Here is a 20,686-nt window from a genome sequence, read left to right on the forward strand (position 1 = left end):
CGAAGCTCACTGGCGTAAGGGTTTCAGCCGCAAGCAAGAATCGCAGGCATAAAAAAGGGCGACCGAAGTCGCCCTTTTTTAACACCAGCAGAACTTAGTTCTGTTTGGCCATTGCCTGACGCAGCAGCGCAGCCATGGTGGTGTCAGCAGCAGCTTCCGGAGCGGATTCTTTCAGGCTCTGGATAGCTTCTTTCTCTTCAGCGTCGTCTTTCGACTTGATCGACAGCTGGATGACGCGCGATTTGCGGTCAACGCTGATGATCTTCGCTTCGATCTCTTCGCCTTCCTTCAGGACGTTACGCGCGTCTTCAACACGGTCACGGCTGATTTCGGAAGCTTTCAGAGTGGCTTCGATGTCGTCGGCCAGGGTGATGATGGCGCCTTTGGCGTCAACTTCTTTTACAACACCCTTGACGATTGCACCCTTGTCGTTGCTAGCAACGTACTCGGAGAACGGATCGCTTTCCAGTTGCTTGATACCCAGGGAGATGCGCTCGCGCTCTGGGTCAACCGACAGGATGACGGTGTCCAGCTCGTCGCCCTTCTTGAAGCGACGTACGGCTTCTTCGCCGACTTCGTTCCAGGAGATGTCCGACAGGTGAACCAGGCCGTCGATGCCGCCGTCCAGACCAATGAAGATACCGAAATCGGTGATCGACTTGATGGTGCCGGAGATCTTGTCGCCCTTGTTGAACTGGCCAGAGAAGTCTTCCCATGGGTTGGACTTGCACTGTTTGATGCCCAGGGAGATACGACGACGCTCTTCGTCGATGTCCAGAACCATGACTTCCACTTCGTCGCCGACTTGTACGACTTTCGAAGGATGGATGTTCTTGTTGGTCCAGTCCATTTCGGAAACGTGTACCAGGCCTTCCACGCCTTCTTCCAGCTCTGCGAAGCAGCCGTAGTCGGTCAGGTTGGTAACACGCGCCATGACGCGGGTGCTTTCTGGGTAACGAGCCTTGATAGCAACCCATGGGTCTTCACCCAGTTGCTTCAGACCCAGGGATACACGATTGCGCTCGCGATCGTACTTCAGAACCTTGACATCGATCTCGTCGCCAACGTTGACGATTTCCGATGGGTGCTTGATACGTTTCCAAGCCATGTCGGTGATGTGCAGCAGGCCATCAACGCCGCCCAGGTCAACGAATGCGCCGTAGTCGGTGAGGTTCTTGACGATACCTTTGACTTGCTGGCCTTCCTGCAGGGATTCCAGCAGAGCTTCGCGCTCGGCGCTGTTCTCGGCTTCCAGGACGCTGCGACGGGAAACGACAACGTTGTTGCGCTTCTGGTCCAGTTTGATGACCTTGAATTCCAGCTCTTTGCCTTCCAGGTGGGTGGTGTCGCGCACTGGGCGGACATCAACCAGGGAACCAGGCAGGAACGCACGGATACCGTTAACGTCGACAGTGAAGCCGCCTTTAACCTTACCGTTGATAACGCCCTTGACCACTTCTTCGGCGGCGAAAGCTGCTTCCAGAACAATCCAGCACTCGGCGCGCTTGGCTTTTTCACGGGACAGTTTGGTTTCGCCAAAGCCGTCTTCGACCGCGTCCAGCGCAACGTGAACTTCGTCACCGACCTTGATGGTCAGCTCGCCAGCTTCGTTGTAGAACTGCTCGAGCGGGATGACGCCCTCGGACTTCAGGCCAGCGTGTACGGTAACCCAGTCGCCGTCGATGTCGACAACGATACCGGTGATGATCGCACCCGGCTGAAGATTGAGGGTTTTCAGGCTTTCTTCAAAGAGTTCTGCAAAGCTTTCGCTCATTTTAATTCCTGTAGATTAGGGCGGGACATACGCCCATCAGCCACATTCCAGACAATGTGGGTTTCGTTCATATAAAGGAAAGCCGACAGGACGTTGACTGGTGCCCCTGCCTGCTCTCCTGGTCATCAGGCGATATCGCGCAGGGCGATCTCACTCCTGATGCGTTGCAACACCTGCTCGATGGACAACTCCGTGGAATCCAGCTGGATCGCATCGGCCGCCGGCTTGAGCGGGGCCACTGCGCGCTGGGTGTCGCGCTCATCACGCGCACGAATCTCATCTAGCAGACTCGACAGACTAACATCTTCACCCTTGCCCTTCAACTGCAAGTAACGACGGCGGGCACGTTCCTCGGCGCTGGCGGTCAGAAAAACCTTGAGCGGCGCATTCGGGAACACCACGGTGCCCATGTCGCGGCCGTCGGCAATCAGCCCCGGCGCTTCCTGGAACGCCCGCTGGCGCTGCAGCAAGGCTTCACGCACCGCCGGCAGCGAGGCGACCATGGAAGCACCGGCACCCACGGTTTCGGTACGGATGACATTGCTGACATCCTCACCTTCAAGAATGATCTGCTGCAGCTTGCCCGGCTCGGCGGCGATGAACTGCACATCCAGATGTGCGGCCAGGGCCTTGAGCAATTCTTCGTTGGTCAGGTCGACACCGTGGTTGTTGGCATTGAAGGCCAGCAAGCGGTACAGCGCGCCGGAATCCAGCAGCTTCCAGCCCAGCTCGCGGGCCAGCAGGCCGGCGACGGTGCCCTTGCCCGAGCCGCTTGGCCCGTCAATGGTGATGACCGGTGCGTTGGAATTCACGACTTGCCCTCTTCTGCCACACGGATGCCGACTTCGGCGCACAGGGCGAGGAAGTTCGGGAACGAGGTCGCGACGTTGGCACAATCATGGATGCGGATCGGCGCGGTGGCGCGCAACGAGGCCACACTGAAGGCCATGGAGATGCGATGGTCGCCATGACCGTGCACTTCGCCGCCGCCGATCACGCCGCCGTCGATGATAATGCCGTCCGGGGTTGGCTCGCACTTTACGCCCAGGGCCAGCAGGCCGTCGGCCATGACCTGGATGCGATCGGATTCCTTGACCCGCAGCTCTTCGGCACCGCGCAGCACGGTACGGCCTTCGGCGCAGGCCGCAGCGACGAACAGCACCGGGAACTCGTCGATGGCCAGCGGCACCAGGTGCTCGGGGATCTCGATACCTTTGAGTTTAGCCCCGCGCACGCGCAGGTCAGCCACTGGCTCACCGCCGACTTCACGCTGGTTTTCCAGGGTGATGTCGCCGCCCATCAGGCGCAGGATATCGATGACGCCGGTACGGGTCGGGTTGATGCCGACGTGCTCGAGCAGCAGTTCGGAGCCTTCGGCAATCGATGCAGCCACCAGGAAGAACGCCGCCGAGGAAATATCCGCCGGGACCTCGATATGAGTTGCCGTCAGCTTGCCGCCAGATTCCAGCGAAGCCGTAGGACCCTCAACGTCAACGCTGTAGCCAAAGCCACGGAGCATGCGCTCGGTGTGGTCGCGGGTTGGCGCAGGCTCGGTAACCGTGGTCTTGCCTTGGGCGTACAGGCCGGCTAGCAGCAGGCAGGATTTGACCTGGGCACTGGCCATCGGCAGCGTGTAGGTCAGGGCCTTGAGGGTGTGGCCACCACGGATGGTCATCGGCGGACGACCTTCGGCGGCAGTTTCGATCACCGCGCCCATTTCCCGCAGCGGGTTGGCCACGCGATTCATCGGCCGCTTGGACAGCGAGGCATCACCGGTCAGCACGGTGTCGAACGGCTGCGCCGCCAGCAGGCCGGAGAGCAGACGCATGGAGGTACCGGAGTTACCCAGGTAGATCGGGCCCGGTGGCGGTTTCAGGCCATTGAGGCCGACACCATGGATAGTCACACGGCCATGGTGCGGGCCTTCGATGACCACACCCATGTCGCGGAAGGCCTGCAAGGTTGCCAGGGCGTCTTCGCCCTCGAGGAAACCTTCCACTTCGGTGGTGCCTTCGGCCAGGGAGCCGAGCATGATCGAGCGATGGGAAATCGATTTGTCACCTGGTACACGAATACGGCCAGACACGCGGCCACCAGGATTTGCCAGGAAAATCAGGTCGTTGGAGTTCATAGCGTCCACATAGGCCCGGCGGGCCAGGATTTTACTGAAATGCTCGCGGGCAACACGGGCGCGCGTGAAGACGCCCAGCAGTTGATGCCCATCCCCTGCATCGACCGCGTCGCGCAAGGCGTCGAGGTCGCTGCGAAATGTATCCAGCGTGCGCAGGACAGCCTCGCGATTGGCGAGAAAGATGTCGTGCCACATGACCGGGTCGCTTCCGGCGATTCTCGTGAAATCGCGGAAACCTCCGGCAGCGTAACGGAAGATATCGAGGTTTTCATTGCGCTTGGCCAGGGAATCGACCAGGCCGAAGGCCAGCAGGTGTGGCAAGTGGCTGGTCGCGGCCAGGACTTCGTCGTGACGCTCGACCTGCATGTGCTCGACATCGGCCTCAAGCGCACGCCAGAGCTGATCGACCAGCGCCAGCGCAGCCGGCTCGGTTTCAGCCAGCGGCGTGAGAATGACTTTGTGACGGCGGAACAGCGAAGCATTGGAAGCCTCCACCCCGCTCTGCTCGGAGCCGGCAATCGGATGCCCGGGTACAAAACGCGGCAATCGCGCACCGAGGGCCTCGCAGGCGGCGCGCACGACATTACCCTTGGCACTGCCGACGTCGGTCAGCACCGCCTGGCCGAGATCCAGTTGAGCCAGGCGCGCGAGGAGCTTTTCCATGGCCAGGATCGGCACGGCCAGCTGAATGACATCTGCGCCGACGCACGCGGCAGCGAGGTCTTCTTCGCAGCGGTCGACCACGCCCAGCTCCACCGCCAGCTTGCGCGACTGCGGATCGAGGTCGACACCGACCACTTCGCGGCACAGACCGCTTTCACGCAAGCCCTTGGCGAAAGACCCGCCAATCAGGCCCAACCCGACCACCACCAGCCGGCCGATGATCGGCCCAGGCTTGTTTACCACGACTTCAACCACGGAGCTGGACCCTGTTCAAAACTGCATGCACGCCATTCATACCTCAGAGTACCGCTTTCGGGTAGGAACCCAGCACCTTCAGGGCCACGGCTTCCTGACTGATCTGCTCGAGCACGGCCTTGATCAGCGGATCGCGGTGGTGGCCGACGAAATCGATGAAGAACACGTAGGTCCATTTGCCGCTGCGCGACGGACGGGTCTCGATACGAGTGAGGTCAATACCATTCTCGTGGAACGGCACCAACAGCTCATGCAAGGCACCCGGCTTGTTGCTCATGGAGACGATGATCGAGGTCTTGTCGTCGCCGGTCGGCGGCACTTCCTGGTTACCGATCATCAGAAAGCGCGTGGAGTTGTCCGGCCGGTCTTCGATCTTCTCGGCCAGGCGCGTAAGGCCGTACAGGCCAGCCGCCATGTCGCCGGCAATGGCCGCCGAGTTCCACTCACCCTTGACCCGCTTGGCCGCTTCGGCGTTGCTCGACACCGCCACGCGCTCGACATTCGGGTAATGGGCATCCAGCCACTTGCGGCACTGGGCCAGCGACTGGGCGTGGGAGTAGATGCGGCTGATGCTGTCGGTCTTGGTGTTCTCACCCACCAGCAGATGGTGGTGAATACGCAGCTCGACTTCACCGCAGATCACCATGTCGTGCTCGAGGAAGCTGTCGAGGGTGTGATTGACCGCACCCTCGGTGGAGTTCTCCACCGGCACCACGCCGAAGTTGACGGCGCCGGCCGCCACTTCGCGGAACACTTCGTCGATGGCTGCCATCGGCTTGCTGATCACCGCATGGCCGAAATGCTTCATCGCCGCGGCCTGGGTGAAGGTCCCCTCAGGGCCGAGGTAGGCGACCTTCAGCGGTTGCTCCAGGGCCAGGCACGAAGACATGATTTCGCGGAACAACCGCGCCATCTCTTCGTTGCCCAGTGGCCCCTGGTTGCGCTGCATGACGCGCTTGAGCACCTGCGCCTCGCGCTCGGGACGGTAGAACACCGGCGTCTCGCCTTCGGCCAGGGTCGCGGTTTTGACCCGCGCCACTTCCTGCGCGCAGCGAGCACGGTCACTGATCAGCTCGAGGATCTTCTCGTCGAGGCTGTCAATGCGCACCCGCAGCGCCTTGAGTTCCTGCTCCGACATCAGCCGTGCTCCTTCTCGAATTCAGCCATGTAGCCAACCAGCGCTTCGACGGCGTCCAGGCCCAGGGCGTTGTAGATCGAGGCACGCATGCCGCCGACCGAACGGTGCCCCTTGAGGTTGAGCAGGCCACGGGCGTCGGCACCGGCGAGGAAAGCCTTGTCCAGGCGCTCGTCGGCCAGGCGGAACGGCACGTTCATCCACGAACGGGCGTTGACGCTGATCGGGTTGGTGTAGAAGTCGCTGTTGTCGATGAAGCCGTACAGGCGGTCTTTCTTGGCCCGGTTGCGCTGCTCCATGGCCTCGACGCCGCCCTGCTCTTTCAGCCACTCGAAGACCAGCCCCGACAGGTACCAGGAATAGGTTGCCGGGGTGTTGTACATCGAGCCGTTGTCGGCCGCGACCTTATAGTCGAGCATGGTCGGGCAACTGCTGCGGGCGCGGCCGAGCAGGTCTTCACGGACAATCACCACCACCAGGCCGCTCGGGCCGATGTTCTTCTGGGCGCCAGCGTAGATCAGGCCGAAGTTGGAGACGTCGATCGGACGCGAGAGAATGTCCGAGGACATGTCGACCACCAGCGGCACGTCACCGGTCTGCGGCACCCAGTCGAACTCCAGACCACCGATGGTCTCGTTCGAGGCGTAGTGCACGTAGGCGGCGTTGCTGCTCAGGTTCCATTCGTTCTGGCCCGGGATGGCCAGGTAGTCGTAGGCCTTGGCACTGGCAGCAACGTTGATGTTGCCGTAGCGGCGGGCTTCTTCGATGGCTTTTTTCGACCAGATACCGGTTTCGATATAGTCGGCGGTGCCGTCTTCAGGCAGCAGGTTGAGCGGAATCTCGGCGAACTGCTGGCTCGCACCGCCCTGCAGGAACAGCACCTTGTAATTGGAAGGAATGGACATCAGGTCGCGCAGATCCTGCTCGGCCTTCTCGGCAATGGCCACGTAGTCGTCGCTACGGTGACTCATCTCCATCACCGACAGGCCTTTGCCACGCCAGTTCAGCATTTCAGCCTGGGCGCGCTGCAGTACAGCGTCAGGGAGCGCAGCAGGGCCTGCGCAGAAGTTAAAGGCTCGTTTGCTCACATCCACTCTCGCTCTGCTCTTGATGTCCGCAGGAGCCGGTCGGGCAGCGAGCCGTGCCCGACTGCCGCGACCTCCCCCACCAGGATTGCGCTACTAATAGGTTATTCCGGCTGTGCCTCTTCGTCGGCAGCGGCCTGTGGAGCCGCATCGGCGTCCACTTCGGTGCCATCCACGTCGGCGTCGAAGTCCTCGTCACCTTCCTCTTCGGATGGCTCCTGGACCCGTTCCAGACCCACCAGGGTCTCGTCGCTGGCCAGTTTGATGAGGGTCACACCCTGGGTATTACGGCCCAGGCTGGAGACTTCACCGACACGGGTACGGACCAGGGTGCCCTGGTCGGAAATCAGCATGATTTCTTCGCCGTCGAGCACCTGCACAGCCCCGACCAGACGGCCGTTACGCTCGTTGCTGACCATGGCGATTACGCCCTGACCGCCACGCTTGTACTCCGGGAACTCGCTAATGGCAGTACGTTTGCCGTAGCCGCGCTCGGAGGCGGTAAGGATCTGGCTGCCTTCTTCCGGGATGATCATCGAGATCAGCTTCTGCCCTTCTGCCAGACGCATGCCGCGTACACCGCGGGCAGTACGGCCCATGGCGCGAACGTCGGATTCCTTGAAGCGGGTCACCTTGCCGGCGTCGGAGAACAGCATGACCTCACGCTCGCCATCGGTGATGGCCGCGGAAATCAGTACGTCGCCTTCGTCCAGCTCCAGGGCGATCAGGCCGACACTGCGCTGGCGGCTGAAGGATTCCAGCGGGGTCTTCTTCACGGTGCCGTTGGCGGTGGCCATGAAGATGAAGTGACCTTCGGTGTATTCCTCGACCGGCAGCATGGTCGAAATGTACTCGCCCTCGTCCAGCGGCAGCAGGTTGACCAGCGGCCGACCGCGCGCGGCACGGGAGGCTTCGGGGATTTCATAGGTCTTGAGCCAGTACACCTTGCCCTTGCTGGAGAACAGCAGCAGAGTGGTGTGGCTGTTGGCGACCAGCAGGTGCGAGATGTAGTCCTCGTCCTTGACGCCGGTAGCCGACTTGCCTTTACCACCGCGACGCTGGGCCTGGTAGGCGGCCAGTGGCTGGGTCTTGGCGTAGCCGCCATGGGAGATGGTCACGACCCGGTCTTCTTCCGGAATCATGTCACCCAGGGTCAGGTCCAGACGCGCATCGAGGATCTCGGTACGGCGCACGTCGCCGTACTCGGCGCGGATCAGCTCCAGCTCTTCACGGATCACTTCCATCAGGCGCTCGGCGCTGTTGAGGATGCGGATCAGCTCGCCGATCTGGTTGAGGATCTCCTGGTACTCGGCCAGCAGCTTCTCGTGCTCAAGGCCGGTCAGACGGTGCAGGCGCAGGTCGAGAATGGCCTGGGCCTGTTCCGGCGACAGGAAGTACTTGCCATCGCGCAGACCGAACTGCGGATCAAGGTTCTCCGGACGGCAGGAGTCGGCGCCGGCGCGCTCGACCATGACCTGCACGGCACTGGATTCCCACGGCGTGCTGATCAGCGCTTCCTTGGCCTCGGAAGGCGTTGGCGAAGCCTTGATCAGGGCGATCACCGGATCGATGTTGGACAGGGCAACCGCCTGGCCTTCAAGGATGTGCCCGCGCTCACGCGCCTTGCGCAGTTCGAACACGGTACGGCGGGTAACCACTTCGCGGCGGTGGCGAACGAAGGCCTCGAGCAGCTCCTTGAGGTTCAGCACCCGTGGACGGCCGTCGATCAGCGCTACCACGTTGATGCCGAAGACGCTCTGCAGCTGGGTCTGGGCGTAGAGATTGTTGAGGATCACCTCAGGCACTTCGCCACGACGCAGCTCGATGACGATACGCATACCGTCCTTGTCGGACTCGTCGCGCAGCTCGGTAATACCTTCGAGCTTCTTCTCCTTGACCAGCTCGGCGATCTTCTCGATCAGACGCGCCTTGTTCAGCTGGTACGGCAGCTCGGTGACGACGATCTGCTGGCGGCCACCGACCTTGTCGATGTCTTCGACCATCGAGCGGGCGCGCATGTAGATACGGCCACGGCCGGTGCGATAGGCCTCGATGATGCCCTGGCGACCGTTGATGATCGCCGCGGTCGGGAAGTCCGGGCCGGGGATGAACTGCATCAGTTCGTCGACAGTGATGTCGGCGTTGTCGATCAGCGCCAGGCAACCGTCGATGACTTCACCGAGGTTGTGTGGCGGAATGTTGGTCGCCATGCCCACGGCGATACCGCTGGAACCGTTGACCAGCAGGTTGGGGATCTTGGTCGGCATGACCGCCGGGATCTGCTCGGTACCGTCGTAGTTGGGTACCCAGTCGACCGTCTCTTTATGCAGGTCGGCCAGCAGCTCGTGGGCCAGCTTGGTCATGCGCACTTCGGTGTATCGCATGGCGGCGGCATTGTCGCCGTCGACCGAACCGAAGTTACCCTGGCCGTCGACCAGCAGGTAACGCAGCGAGAACGGCTGGGCCATACGTACGATGGTGTCGTAAACGGCGGTATCACCATGCGGGTGGTACTTACCGATCACGTCACCGACCACACGGGCGGATTTCTTGTACGGTTTGTTCCAGTCGTTACCCAGTTCGCTCATCGCATACAGAACGCGGCGATGCACGGGCTTCAAGCCATCACGCGCATCGGGCAGTGCACGCCCGACAATGACGCTCATCGCGTAGTCGAGGTAGGACTGTCTCAGCTCGTCTTCGATATTGACCGGGAGGATTTCTTTGGCCAGTTCGCCCATGAGAAGCCTGATTCCTTTTTCTGGTGAAACCTCGTCACATCCATATGGGACGAACGAAGCTCGCCGCTGCAAAGTGACTCCTTGCAACGACTTACGACAAATCAACGAGTTATGCCATGGATCTGCGCAGTAAAGACAGCCCCGCAGGGCGGCCTTGGAAACCGTCGGATGTTACCACAATCGCCCAGAGGGTGGGAGTAGCCTGCGGCACTACTACCCTACTGCTCGTCGATAACGCCCGTTAGCCGCTCCAACAGGCCGCAGACGACGGCAAAGACTCAATGCAAACGCTTGCGACACATCAGTTGCGCCATCTTCACCGTGTCCGGGCGCTCGACGATGCCCTTCTCGGTGATGATTACGTCGACCAGGTCGGCCGGAGTCACGTCGAACACCGGGTTGAAAGCCTCGAAATCGGCGCCCAGCGACTGCCCCCCAAGCTCGAGCAACTCACTGGGGCTGCGCTCTTCAAGGAGGATGTCGTCGCCGCTTTCAAGGTTCATGTCGATGCTCGAACTCGGCGCCACGACCATGAAACGCACGCCGTGGTGCATGGCATTGACCGCCAACTGGTAGGTGCCGATCTTGCTCGCCACATCGCCATTGGCAGTAATGCGCTCGGCGCCGACGATCACCCAGGTGATGCCCTTGGTTTTCATCAGGTGGGCAGCCGCCGAGTCGGCAGTGATGGTAGCCGGGATACCCTCGCCGGCCAGCTCCCAGGCGCTCAGGCGCGAGCCCTGCAGCCACGGGCGGGTTTCATCGACATAGACGCGCTCGATCATGCCTTCCAGGTAAGCGCCGCGCACCACCCCGAGGGCGGTACCGAAGCCGCCGGTGGCCAGGGCCCCGGTGTTGCCATGGGTGAGAATGGCCTGTTCGTTGCCCTGGTGCTTGCGGATCAGGTCGACGCCCAGCTGGGCCATGGTCAGGTTGGCTTCACGGTCGCTTTCATGAATGGCCACGGCCTCAGCCGCCATGATGGCCTGCACGTCATCGCCATCCTTGAGCCGCAGCAGGCGCTCACGCATGCGGTTCAGGGCCCAGAACAGGTTGGCGGCGGTCGGCCGCGCGTGCACCAGCAGCTCGAAATCCTCTTCCAGGGCCATTTCCCAGTCACCGCCGGCGGCCAGGCGCTGGGCAATCGCCATGGCTAGGCCGTAGGCGGCGCTGATGCCAATGGCCGGGGCGCCGCGCACCACCATTGTGCGGATAGCCTCGGCCACTGCGGCGGCGTCCTTGCAGGCCAGCCAGACCTGCGCCGACGGCAACGCGCGCTGGTCGAGCAGATAGAGGGTGCCATCCCGCCAATCGATGGCTTTCACCTTCTCTGCTGCCATTAGTCGATCGCGCATGCCTCACCCCATCATTCGGACATCAAAAGCGGACGATTATAGCGAGCCCCTGGCGCGGACGCTCGGGTATACTTCGCCCTCACCTTCTATCGCCCAGGGAAACCTGACATGCCCAAACCCGCTTTGCCGCTCGACCTGCTGCTCCTGCCTGCCTGGCTGGTGCCGGTCGAGCCTGCCGGGGTGGTTTTGCAGGACCATGCCCTGGGCGTGCGCGACGGGCAGATCGTGTTCATCGGCCCGCGCAGCCAGGCCCAGGCGTTCATCGCGGCGCAAACCCGCGAGCTGCCGGGCTGCCTGCTCAGCCCGGGGCTGGTCAACGCCCACGGTCATGCGGCGATGACCCTGTTTCGCGGCCTGGCCGACGACCTGCCGTTGATGACCTGGCTGCAGGAGCAGATCTGGCCGGCCGAAGAGCGCTGGGTCGACGAAGATTTCGTCCGCGACGGCACCGACCTTGCCATCGCCGAGCAGGTAAAAGGCGGCATCACCTGCTTCAGCGACATGTACTTCTACCCCAAGGTAGCCAGCGAGCGCGTGCACCACAGCGGCATCCGCGCGCAAATCGCCGTGCCCCTGATGGATTTTCCGATCCCTGGTGCGCGCAGCACCGAAGAAGCCCTGCAGCTGGGCATCGAGCTGTTCGGCGACCTGCGCCACCACCCGCGCATCACCGTGGCCCTGGGCCCGCACGCGCCGTACACGGTCAGCGACGCCAACCTGGAAAAGATCCGCGTCATCGCCGAAGAGCTCGACGCGCCGATCCACATGCATATCCATGAAACCGCCCTGGAGGTCGAGCAATCGCTGCACACCCGCGGCGAGCGCCCGCTGGCCCGGCTGGCTCGCCTGGGCCTGCTCGGGCCGCGCCTGCAGGCGGTTCACATGACCCAGGTCAGCGACGAGGATCTGGCCCTGCTGGTAGAAAGCAACACCAGTGTGGTGCACTGCCCGGAGTCCAACCTCAAGCTGGCCAGCGGTTTCTGCCCGGTCGAGCGCTTGTGGCAGGCCGGCGTCAACGTCGCCGTCGGTACCGACGGGGCGGCCAGCAACAATGACCTCGACCTGCTCGGCGAAACCCGTACCGCGGCGCTGCTGGCCAAGGCCGTGGCCGGCTCGGCCAGCGCCCTGGATGCCCACCGGGCGTTGCGCATGGCCACCCTCAACGGCGCCCGGGCACTGGGCCTGGAGGCGATCACCGGTTCGCTGGAAGTGGGCAAGGCCGCCGACCTGGTCGCGTTCGACCTTTCCGGCCTGGCCCAGCAACCGCTGTATGACCCGGTGTCGCAATTGATCTACACCAGCGGCCGGGACTGCGTGAAGCATGTCTGGGTCGCCGGCAAGCCACTGCTTGACGACCGGCGCCTGACCCGCCTGGACGAACAGGCCCTGCACGCCACCGCCTGTGCCTGGGGCCAGCGGATCGGCGCGCGCAACGAATAAACGTCCGGCAGCCAGTGCTGGCGGGCAAAAGCAAATTATCCAAGTTTCAGAGGACTGTTCCATGAGCAACGTCGACCACGCCGAAATCGCCAAGTTCGAAGCCCTGGCCCACCGCTGGTGGGACCGCGAAAGCGAGTTCAAGCCACTGCACGACATCAACCCGCTGCGGGTCAACTGGATCGACGAGCGGGTCAAGCTGGCCGGCAAGAAGGTCCTCGACATCGGCTGTGGCGGCGGCATCCTCAGCGAAGCGATGGCCCTGCGCGGCGCCACTGTGACCGGTATCGACATGGGTGAGGCGCCGCTGGCCGTGGCCCAGCTGCATCAGCTCGAGTCCGGGGTCAACGTCGAGTACCGGCAGATCACCGCCGAGGCCCTGGCCGAAGAGATGCCCGAGCAGTTCGACGTGGTCACCTGCCTTGAAATGCTCGAGCACGTGCCAGACCCTTCCTCAGTGATTCGCGCGTGCTTCCGTATGGTCAAGCCCGGTGGCCAGGTGTTCCTCTCGACCATCAACCGCAACCCCAAGGCCTACCTGTTCGCCATCATCGGCGCCGAATACATCATGAAGCTGCTGCCGCGCGGCACCCATGACTTCAAGAAATTCATCCGCCCGTCCGAGCTCGGCGCCTGGAGCCGCGACGCCGGCCTGACCGTCAAGGACATCACCGGCCTGACCTACAACCCGCTGACCAAGCATTACAAGCTGGCCAACGACGTTGACGTCAACTACATGATCCAGACCCTGCGCGAGGAATAAGCATGCGTTTGCGAGCGGTACTTTTCGACATGGACGGCACCCTGCTCGACACGGCGCCGGACTTCATCGCCATCTGCCAGGCCATGCTCGCCGAGCGCGGCCTGCCGGCAATCGAAGACCAGAAAATTCGCGACGTGGTCTCGGGCGGTGCCAAGGCCATGGTCTCGGTGACCTTCAACCTCGACCCTGAGGACGAAGGCTTCGAGGCCTTGCGCCTGGAATTCCTCGAGCGTTACCAGCAAGGTTGCGCGGTGCACAGCAAGCTCTACGACGGCATGGCCGAACTGCTGGCCGACATCGAGAAAGGCAAGCTGATCTGGGGCGTGGTCACCAACAAGCCGGTGCGCTTCGCCGAGCCAATCATGCAGCGACTGGGTCTGAGCGAGCGTTCGGCGCTGTTGATCTGCCCGGACCACGTGAAGAACAGCAAGCCAGACCCCGAGCCGCTGATCCTCGCCTGCAAGACCCTCAACCTGGACCCGGCCAGCGTGCTGTTCGTCGGCGACGACCTGCGCGACATCGAGTCGGGCCGCGATGCCGGCACCCGTACTGCTGCGGTGCGCTACGGCTATATTCATCCAGATGACAACCCCAACAACTGGGGTGCGGATGTGGTGGTCGACCATCCGCTGGAGCTGCGCAAGGTGCTCGACAACGCGCTTTGCGGCTGCTGATTTCAGACACGCATCGCGGGGCAAGCCCGCTCCCACAGCCCCGCGATGAAGTCACACCCATTTCCAGGAGGTAACCCCATGTTCGATTACTCTGCCCGCCCCGACCTGCTCAAGGGCCGGACCATCCTGGTCACCGGTGCCGGTCGCGGCATCGGTGCGGCCGCGGCCAAGAGCTATGCCGCCCATGGCGCCACCGTCTTGCTGCTGGGCAAGACCGAAGCCAACCTGAGCCAGGTCTACGACGAGATCGAAGCGGCCGGCCACCCCAAACCTGCGGTCATCCCGTTCAACCTGGAAACCGCCCTGCCGCACCAGTACGACGAACTGGCGGCGATGATCGAAGCCGAGTTCGGGCATATCGACGGCCTGTTGCACAACGCCTCGATCATCGGCCCGCGCACGCCGCTGGAGCAGCTCTCGGGCGACAACTTCATGCGCGTGATGCAGATCAACGTCAATGCCATGTTCATGCTCACCAGCACCCTGCTGCCGCTGCTCAAGCTGTCGGCCGATGCCTCGGTGATCTTCACCTCCAGCAGCGTCGGGCGCAAAGGCCGGGCCTACTGGGGTGCCTATGGAGTGTCGAAGTTCGCCACCGAGGGTCTGATGCAGACCCTCGCCGACGAGCTTGAAGGGGTGGCGCCGGTGCGGGCCAACAGTGTCAACCCGGGCGCCACCCGCACCAGCATGCGCGCCCAGGCCTACCCTGCAGAAACACCGGAAAACAATCCGCTGCCAGAGCAGATCATGCCGGTTTACCTGTACCTGATGGGCCCGGACAGCACCGGCATCAACGGCCAGGCGTTCAACGCCCAGTAAGCTCAGCCCTCGGCCAGCTCCGCCCGGGCCCGGGCGGGCTGCTGGCGCTGTTCCTGTTCTTGTTGCATGCAGCGTTCAAGGAACAGGAACATATAGTCGTAGCTCTTGCAGACGGCCCGGCGCAGTTCGGTTTGCAGCGCCACCGACGGGTTGTTGCCGGCCAGGGTGCAGACGATCTCCAAAGCCTCCCACGGGTGCGCGTCATCGTACTGGGCGTGCATCTTCAGCCATTTCATGGCGCGTTTACGGCCTTCCTCCGGGAAGCCCTGGGCATAGACACCGGTTGAGCACACCACCGCCGACCACTCGCCGGTTGCGCCTTCGATGGCGTAGTTGGTGGCGGCAATCGCCACTACCAGCGCATCGGTCGCACAGGTGTGCCAGCACCAGTCGCTGAGGGCATTGAGTTCGCTGGGAACTTCCTGCGCCTGCAGCTCTTCGAGACTGACGCCATGGGCCTGGGCCCAGAACCGCCAGTAATCGGCGTGGTTGAGTTCGACACGGATGTTGCGCATCAGCCAGCGCCGCGCCATGTCTTCACCAGGGTGGCGGGCGTACTGGGTCTTGGTGAGGTTCTTGGCCATGTAAAGGGAGAACTGCTCGACCACCGGCCAGCCACCAATCAGGTACTGGCGCATGGTCCGGCCACTGAGGCGGCCATCGCGCATGCGTTGATAAAGCTCGTGCTCCACCACCCGACGCTTGCTCTCGCTGCAGTCCTTGATCAACTGCTGGGCCCAAAGCGGGTAACTGCTGGGGTCCATCAATGGACCAGTACGTATGAACGCGTCAATCACTGTCAGCTCCTTGTTCCTTGTGATTATCGGTGGATCTCAGCGAAAGGTCCCCGGCGCCTTGAACAACAGGGGCCTTGCAGCAATCCGTTTGCGCTGCAAGCTGTCACAGGTGAACACCTGTGGCCGCTCGATCAGGTATCCCTGGGCGTAGTCGACGCCAATTTCCTGCAGGGCCTGCTCGATCAACGGGGTTTCGACAAACTCGGCAATGGTGCGTTTGCCCATCACGTGACCGATGTGATTGATCACCTCGACCATGGCCCGGTTGATCGGGTCATCGAGCATGTCCTTGACAAAACTTCCGTCGATTTTCAGAAAGTCTACAGGCAAATGCTTCAAATAAGCGAACGACGACATACCGGCGCAAAAGTCATCCAGCGAGAACCGGCAACCTAGGCCCTTGAGCTCGTTGATAAAGCGTATGGCGCTGCCAAGGTTGGCGATGGCGCTGGTTTCGGTTATTTCGAAACAAATCATGTGCGGCGGAATGGCGAACTCGCTGAACAACCTTTGCAGGTATTCAAGGAATTTGTCGTCACCAATACTGCTGCCCGACAGGTTGATCGCGCACATGGCCAACGGGCCTTCGCGCTGCTCGTCCAGGCACTGGCGGATGACCTTGAACACACTGCGCACCACCCAGCGGTCCAGCGCAGTCATCAGGCCATAGCGCTCGGCGGCGGGGATGAAGCTGTCGGGCAGAATAATGCGCCCGCTCTCGTCATGCAGGCGCAGCAGAATCTCGATATGCCCGGCGCCTTCATGGGGGCCGAGGGCGGCAATTTCCTGGGCATAGAGGCAGAAGCGGTTTTCTTCCAGGGCCACGTGCAGGCGCTGGATCCAGGCCATCTCGCCAAAGCGCATGGACAGCTCGCTGTCGTCGGCGTGGTACACCTGTACGCGGTTGCGGCCCTTCTCCTTGGCCATGTAGCAGGCCATGTCGGCGGCCCGCAGCGAAGCTTCGAGGGTGGTCGGGCCCTGGGCGATATGCACCAGGCCCAGGCTCACGGTGGTCATGAACGGTCGCCCTTTCCAGACGAAATGCAGGCTCTGCACGGCCTGTCGCAGGCTCTCAGCAATGCGCTCGGCCTGCTCCTGTGGGCAGTTTTCGAGGAGGATGCCGAACTCGTCGCCGCCCAGCCGCGCCAGGGTGTCGCCTTCGCGCAGGCCGGCCTGGAGCACCGCGCAGATATGGCGCAGCAGTTCATCGCCCGCGGCATGGCCGCAGGTATCGTTGACCAGCTTGAACTGGTCCAGGTCGAGGAACATCAGCGAATGCCGTGCCGGCTTGCGCGCCATGGCGTTGAGCGCCAGCTCCAGGCGATATTCGAACTCGCGACGGTTGGCCAGGCCAGTCAGGGCGTCGTGAGTCGCCTGCCAGGACAGGTTGGCGATGTACTGGCGTTCCTGGGTCATGTCGTGCAGAACCAGGACAATACCGCTGACCTTGCCTTCGGCCATGATCGGCGCGCCCACCAGCGTCACTGACACGGTGCTGCCGTCCAGGCGCTGGATCAGCTTGGTGTGTTCGCTGCCACCCTTGAGGCCACCTTCAAGCACGCGCTCGACCAGGGTCAGGCTGTCTTTTTCGGCGTTCTCGTCGAGCAGGCTGAACAGCGCCGCCAGCGGCAGGCCCTGGGCCTGGGCGGCATGCCAGTGGGTCAACTGCTCGGCGGCTGGGTTCATGTAGGCGATGCAGCCTTCGACATCGGTGGTGATCACGCCATCGCCGATCGATTCGAGAGTGATCTGCGCCCGCTCCTTCTCCACCTCAAGGGCATTGGCAAAAGCCTGGCGCTGGGCCAGCAGCTTGCTCGAGCGCATCCAGGCCAGGGCAATCAGAAACAATGCAGTAGCGAGGTTAGTGACCAGCAGCACCCGCAGCAACATCCGCGAGCCTTCGCCCAGGGCATCGCTGAACGCCCGCGCGGCCGGGGTCACGGCATCGTTGATCGCGGCAATCTGTGCCTTCCAGCCGGCAACGCTGCGGGCGTCGGCCTGGCCTGTGCGAAAGCCGCTGTGCATCTGCTCGGCCACTTCATCCAGCTGGCGCAGAAATCCGTCACCGACCGCCCACAGCTCGATGGCCTTTTGCATATAGCTGACCTGATGAAAGTTCAGGTACAGCCAGATCACGCTGGAAACGTCGTCGGGATGGTTGCCGCCCTGGAGGATGCCACGGCGCGCGGCGTCGATATCCGGGTTCGGCAAATCGAGGGCTACGCGCAGGTCATGGCCGCCCTGGGGCACGGCGATGGCCTTGCGATACTTCTTGAAGACCGCCTCGTCGCGGCTGTCAGCGTATTGATTGAGGTAATAGATGGCGTCTTTCTGGCCCTTGGACCACAGGCTCTCGCCCGCCACATAACCACGCACTGCCGACAGCGCGTACAGGCTGATGCTCCCGAGCAAGGCCTGAAACAGCACCACAGCAACAAATGGCCAGATAATGCCCAACAACTTTGGCGCTTCGAGAGTCCGTTTTCGCTTCATGAGGTCCCTTGCAACAGAGCCGGATGAATCCCACCTACCAAAGCACAGCCTAGGCTATTTGCCATTAATCCTGCAGAGCTTTTCTCACTTGCTAACCAATTTGCCCTAACTCTGTTGCAAATGGCCGTACAGCTTGGCGTACAAGCCACCTTCGGCGATCAATTGCTGGTGATCGCCGTCCTCGGCGACATGGCCGCCGTCAAACACCAGCACCCGGTCGGCCTGCTTCACCGCCGACAGGCGGTGGGCAATGATCAGCGTGGTGCGGGCGCTGAGAAAACGGGTCAGGGCCTGGTGCAGGTTGTATTCGGTGGCCGCATCCAGGGCCGAGGTGGCCTCGTCGAGAATCACCACCTTGGGCTCGGCCAGCACCATCCGCGCAATGGCCAGGCGCTGACGCTGGCCACCGGACAAACGCACCCCGGAGCGACCAACCACGCTGTCCAGGCCTTGCGGCAAGGCGGCGATGGTAGCGTCGAGCTGGGCGATGTTCAGCGCCTGCCAGCAGGCATCATCGCTGCAGTCGCGGCCCATGGTCAGGTTGGCGCGCACCGTGTCGTTGAACAGTGACGGGTGCTGGAGTACCACCGCAACATGCTCGCGCAGGGTTTCCAGGCCGATTTCCTGCAGGGTCGAGCCACCAAAGCGGATGGTCCCGGCCTGGGCGCTGTACAGGCCCAGCAGCAGTTGCACCAGGGTGCTCTTGCCACCGCCACTGGCGCCGACGATGGCGACCTTTTCGCCGGGGGCAATCGACAGGTTGAGCTGGTCGAGCACCGGCTCGTCGTTGTAGGCAAAGCGCAGGCCCTGCACCTCGATGCCGACAGTGTCGCGGCCCTTGAACGGGTCGATGCCACCGGGGTATTGCGGCTCGTCGGCCCGCGCCAGCAGCTCGTTGAGCCGGCTCAGGGCGCCGCCAGCGGCGTAGTAGGCGTATTGCAGGTTGAGCAGTTGCTCGACCGGGCCGATCATGAACCACAGGTAGCTGAACACCGCCAGCATCTGCCCGATCGAGAGGTCGGAGAACAGCACCGTGAGCATCGCCGCAGCGCGGAAAATATCGATGCCGAACTGGAACAGCAAGCCGCTGGCACGCCCGCTCGCGTCGCTTTTCCACTGCGAGGCGACGGCGTAGTTGCGTACCTCCTGGGCGCGCAGGCCAAGGCGGCCGAGGAAATAGCCCTGGCGGTTGCTGGCACGGATTTCCTGGATCGCGTCGAGGGTCTCGGTCAGCGCCTGGGTGAAGCGCGAGGTGCTGTCGTTCTCGAGCTTCTTCAGGTGCTTGACCCGCTTGCCCAACTGCACCGTGGCGAAGATCACCAAGGGGTTGAACAGCAGGATCAGCAGCGCCAGCTTCCAGTGCATCCACATGAGGATGGCGGCGGTGCCGGTGAGGGTCAGCATGGCCACCAGGAAGCGGCTGAGGGTTTCGCCGACGAACTTGTCGAGGGTGTCCAGGTCGGTGACCAGGTGGGTGGTCACGGTACCGCTGCCCAGGCTTTCGTATTCACTCAGGGAAATGCGCTTGAGGCGCTCGATCAGGCGAATGCGCAAGCGGTAGACGATGTCTTTGGCAAGGCCGGCGAACAGCTTGGCCTGCACCACGTTGAAGGCCAGGGCGGCGCAGCGCAGGGTCAGGGTGAATACCAGCATCAGGCCGATGTAGCCACCAGCAACCTGCCAGTTGCCGGGCAGGAACTGGTTCATCCATTTGAGCGCGGCATCGCCATGGCCGAGCAGCACTTCGTCGACCAGCAACGGCAGCAGCAAGGGGATCGGCACACTGCACAACGCCGCCAGCACGGCCACGCCGTTGGCGATCCACAGGGCTTTTTTATGGCGCAGGGCCAGGCGGCGGATTTCTGCCCAGCTCAAGCGATCAGCATGCACAGGGCCTGGCCCTGGTACCGGGTCGGGTGAACCCGGCAGGTCAAGCACAGGCGGCCTGCTGCAGCCAGCGGCCGAGCAGCGGCTCAAGCGATTCGAGGGCTTGATAGCCATTGGTCAGCAAGGCCAGCTGGCCATTGCGTTCGGCCAGCAGGGTCGGGAAACCGGCAATGCCCAGGTCCTGGACCCAGGTGAAGTCCGCCGCCGTGGCCGCGCGCTGTTCGGCGCTGGTAAAGGCTTCGGCAAAGGCGGCGCGCTGGTAACCGGCCTGCTCGGCCAGTTCTACCAGCAAGGGCGCACGAGTGACGTCTTCGCCGCGCTGGTAGAAGGCCTGCTGGATCAGCTTGAGCAAGGCACCCACGTATTGCGGGTCAAGGCTACGGGCGGTGACCAGGGCCCGACAGGCAGGCTCGGTGTCGTAGACAAAACCGTCAGGCAGTGCGCCTTCGAATTGAAAATCCTGCCCGGTGGCGTCGTGTACCGCCTGCCAGTGATCAAGGATGTAGCCGCGGGTCGAGGCATCCAGCGCACGGCTGCCGGAACGCAGGCCGCCGAGCACCACCCGGGTCGGCACGCCCGCCGCCTGTGCCTGGGCGATCAGGGCCTCGGCGACCGGGGCAAAGCCCCAGCACCATGAGCACATCGGGTCCATCACATACAGCAGGCGTGCGGACATC

15 protein-coding genes are annotated in these 20,686 nt (G+C 62.7%); 4 read left to right on the top strand and 11 right to left on the bottom strand.

The genetic code is table 11. From position 1 onward, the window contains the following. Positions 1-94 precede the first annotated feature (94 nt). The 7 genes from rpsA to mtnA all read right to left on the bottom strand — a co-directional run bounded on the left by rpsA (position 95) and on the right by mtnA (position 11,139). Positions 95-1,774: a 30S ribosomal protein S1 gene (rpsA, locus tag LOY34_RS20095; RefSeq protein WP_045195383.1), complete on the bottom strand. Its 1,680-nt coding sequence runs from the start codon at positions 1,772-1,774 to the stop codon at positions 95-97. Positions 1,775-1,899: 125 nt separating this feature from the next. Continuing rightward, complete coding sequence (gene cmk / locus LOY34_RS20100) at positions 1,900-2,586, bottom strand: (d)CMP kinase (protein WP_195884800.1); 687 nt, start codon at positions 2,584-2,586, stop codon at positions 1,900-1,902. Next, complete coding sequence (locus LOY34_RS20105; RefSeq protein WP_230090974.1) at positions 2,583-4,790, bottom strand: bifunctional prephenate dehydrogenase/3-phosphoshikimate 1-carboxyvinyltransferase; 2,208 nt, start codon at positions 4,788-4,790, stop codon at positions 2,583-2,585. The genes cmk and LOY34_RS20105 overlap by 4 nt, the downstream gene beginning before the upstream one ends. Positions 4,791-4,866: 76 nt before the next feature. Further along, positions 4,867-5,961 carry a prephenate dehydratase gene (gene pheA, locus LOY34_RS20110; protein ID WP_093380418.1) on the bottom strand — a complete coding sequence of 365 codons (1,095 nt, stop codon included), beginning with the start codon at positions 5,959-5,961 and terminating at the stop codon, positions 4,867-4,869. Beyond that, positions 5,961-7,046, bottom strand: a complete 1,086-nt coding sequence (gene serC, locus LOY34_RS20115; protein WP_195884802.1) for a 3-phosphoserine/phosphohydroxythreonine transaminase — start codon at positions 7,044-7,046, stop codon at positions 5,961-5,963. Before serC ends, pheA begins: the two co-directional genes overlap by 1 nt. Positions 7,047-7,147: 101 nt before the next feature. Continuing rightward, positions 7,148-9,784, bottom strand: coding sequence for a DNA gyrase subunit A (gene gyrA, locus LOY34_RS20120; protein WP_045195391.1), 2,637 nt, complete (start codon positions 9,782-9,784; stop codon positions 7,148-7,150). 278 nt (positions 9,785-10,062) lie between these two features. Next, complete coding sequence (gene mtnA, locus LOY34_RS20125) at positions 10,063-11,139, bottom strand: S-methyl-5-thioribose-1-phosphate isomerase (RefSeq protein WP_258663932.1); 1,077 nt, start codon at positions 11,137-11,139, stop codon at positions 10,063-10,065. A 108-nt stretch (positions 11,140-11,247) separates the two neighbouring features. Here mtnA and LOY34_RS20130 point away from each other — a divergent pair, with 108 nt between their 5' ends. The 4 genes from LOY34_RS20130 to LOY34_RS20145 all read left to right on the top strand — a co-directional run bounded on the left by LOY34_RS20130 (position 11,248) and on the right by LOY34_RS20145 (position 14,832). Next, positions 11,248-12,579, top strand: coding sequence for a TRZ/ATZ family hydrolase (locus LOY34_RS20130; RefSeq protein ID WP_093380411.1), 1,332 nt, complete (start codon positions 11,248-11,250; stop codon positions 12,577-12,579). A gap of 61 nt (positions 12,580-12,640) precedes the next feature. Next, the gene (gene ubiG / locus LOY34_RS20135; RefSeq protein ID WP_045195398.1) at positions 12,641-13,339 is read left to right on the top strand and encodes a bifunctional 2-polyprenyl-6-hydroxyphenol methylase/3-demethylubiquinol 3-O-methyltransferase UbiG; all 699 of its coding nucleotides are present in this window, start codon (positions 12,641-12,643) and stop codon (positions 13,337-13,339) included. A 2-nt stretch (positions 13,340-13,341) separates the two neighbouring features. Beyond that, positions 13,342-14,013 (top strand): N-acetylmuramic acid 6-phosphate phosphatase MupP, encoded by a 672-nt coding sequence (gene mupP, locus LOY34_RS20140; protein WP_045195400.1) that lies wholly within the window; start codon positions 13,342-13,344, stop codon positions 14,011-14,013. Between the two features lie 78 nt (positions 14,014-14,091). Then, a complete protein-coding gene (locus LOY34_RS20145) occupies positions 14,092-14,832 on the top strand; it encodes a YciK family oxidoreductase (protein WP_045195402.1) in 741 nt (246 codons plus the stop codon). Between the two features lie 2 nt (positions 14,833-14,834). Here LOY34_RS20145 and LOY34_RS20150 read toward each other — a convergent pair whose 3' ends face one another. The 4 genes from LOY34_RS20150 to LOY34_RS20165 all read right to left on the bottom strand — a co-directional run bounded on the left by LOY34_RS20150 (position 14,835) and on the right by LOY34_RS20165 (position 20,685). Continuing rightward, on the bottom strand, positions 14,835-15,629 hold the full coding sequence (locus tag LOY34_RS20150) for a TenA family transcriptional regulator (protein WP_123567173.1): 795 nt from the start codon (positions 15,627-15,629) through the stop codon (positions 14,835-14,837). A gap of 36 nt (positions 15,630-15,665) precedes the next feature. Continuing rightward, positions 15,666-18,122 carry an EAL domain-containing protein gene (locus tag LOY34_RS20155; RefSeq protein WP_195884803.1) on the bottom strand — a complete coding sequence of 819 codons (2,457 nt, stop codon included), beginning with the start codon at positions 18,120-18,122 and terminating at the stop codon, positions 15,666-15,668. 105 nt (positions 18,123-18,227) lie between these two features. Next, entirely contained in the window at positions 18,228-20,060 is a 1,833-nt protein-coding gene (locus LOY34_RS20160) for an ABC transporter ATP-binding protein (RefSeq protein ID WP_093380404.1), read from the bottom strand. Further along, on the bottom strand, positions 20,053-20,685 hold the full coding sequence (locus tag LOY34_RS20165; RefSeq protein ID WP_045195409.1) for a DsbA family protein: 633 nt from the start codon (positions 20,683-20,685) through the stop codon (positions 20,053-20,055). The genes LOY34_RS20160 and LOY34_RS20165 overlap by 8 nt, the downstream gene beginning before the upstream one ends. Position 20,686: the final 1 nt, after the last annotated feature.

This window comes from Pseudomonas sp. B21-009 (assembly GCF_024749345.1).
GTDB lineage: Bacteria > Pseudomonadota > Gammaproteobacteria > Pseudomonadales > Pseudomonadaceae > Aquipseudomonas.

Excerpts from the sequence above, each read along its gene's own strand:
- LOY34_RS20145 (WP_045195402.1), top strand. The coding sequence starts at position 14,092 with ATGTTCGATTACTCTGCCCGCCCCGACCTGCTCAAGGGCCGGACCATC.
- ubiG (WP_045195398.1), top strand. The coding sequence starts at position 12,641 with ATGAGCAACGTCGACCACGCCGAAATCGCCAAGTTCGAAGCCCTGGCC.
- LOY34_RS20130 (WP_093380411.1), top strand. The coding sequence starts at position 11,248 with ATGCCCAAACCCGCTTTGCCGCTCGACCTGCTGCTCCTGCCTGCCTGG.
- LOY34_RS20155 (WP_195884803.1), bottom strand. The coding sequence starts at position 18,122 with ATGAAGCGAAAACGGACTCTCGAAGCGCCAAAGTTGTTGGGCATTATC.
- rpsA (WP_045195383.1), bottom strand. The coding sequence starts at position 1,774 with ATGAGCGAAAGCTTTGCAGAACTCTTTGAAGAAAGCCTGAAAACCCTC.
- mtnA (WP_258663932.1), bottom strand. The coding sequence starts at position 11,139 with ATGCGCGATCGACTAATGGCAGCAGAGAAGGTGAAAGCCATCGATTGG.
- mupP (WP_045195400.1), top strand. The coding sequence starts at position 13,342 with ATGCGTTTGCGAGCGGTACTTTTCGACATGGACGGCACCCTGCTCGAC.
- LOY34_RS20165 (WP_045195409.1), bottom strand. The coding sequence starts at position 20,685 with ATGTCCGCACGCCTGCTGTATGTGATGGACCCGATGTGCTCATGGTGC.
- pheA (WP_093380418.1), bottom strand. The coding sequence starts at position 5,961 with ATGTCGGAGCAGGAACTCAAGGCGCTGCGGGTGCGCATTGACAGCCTC.
- gyrA (WP_045195391.1), bottom strand. The coding sequence starts at position 9,784 with ATGGGCGAACTGGCCAAAGAAATCCTCCCGGTCAATATCGAAGACGAG.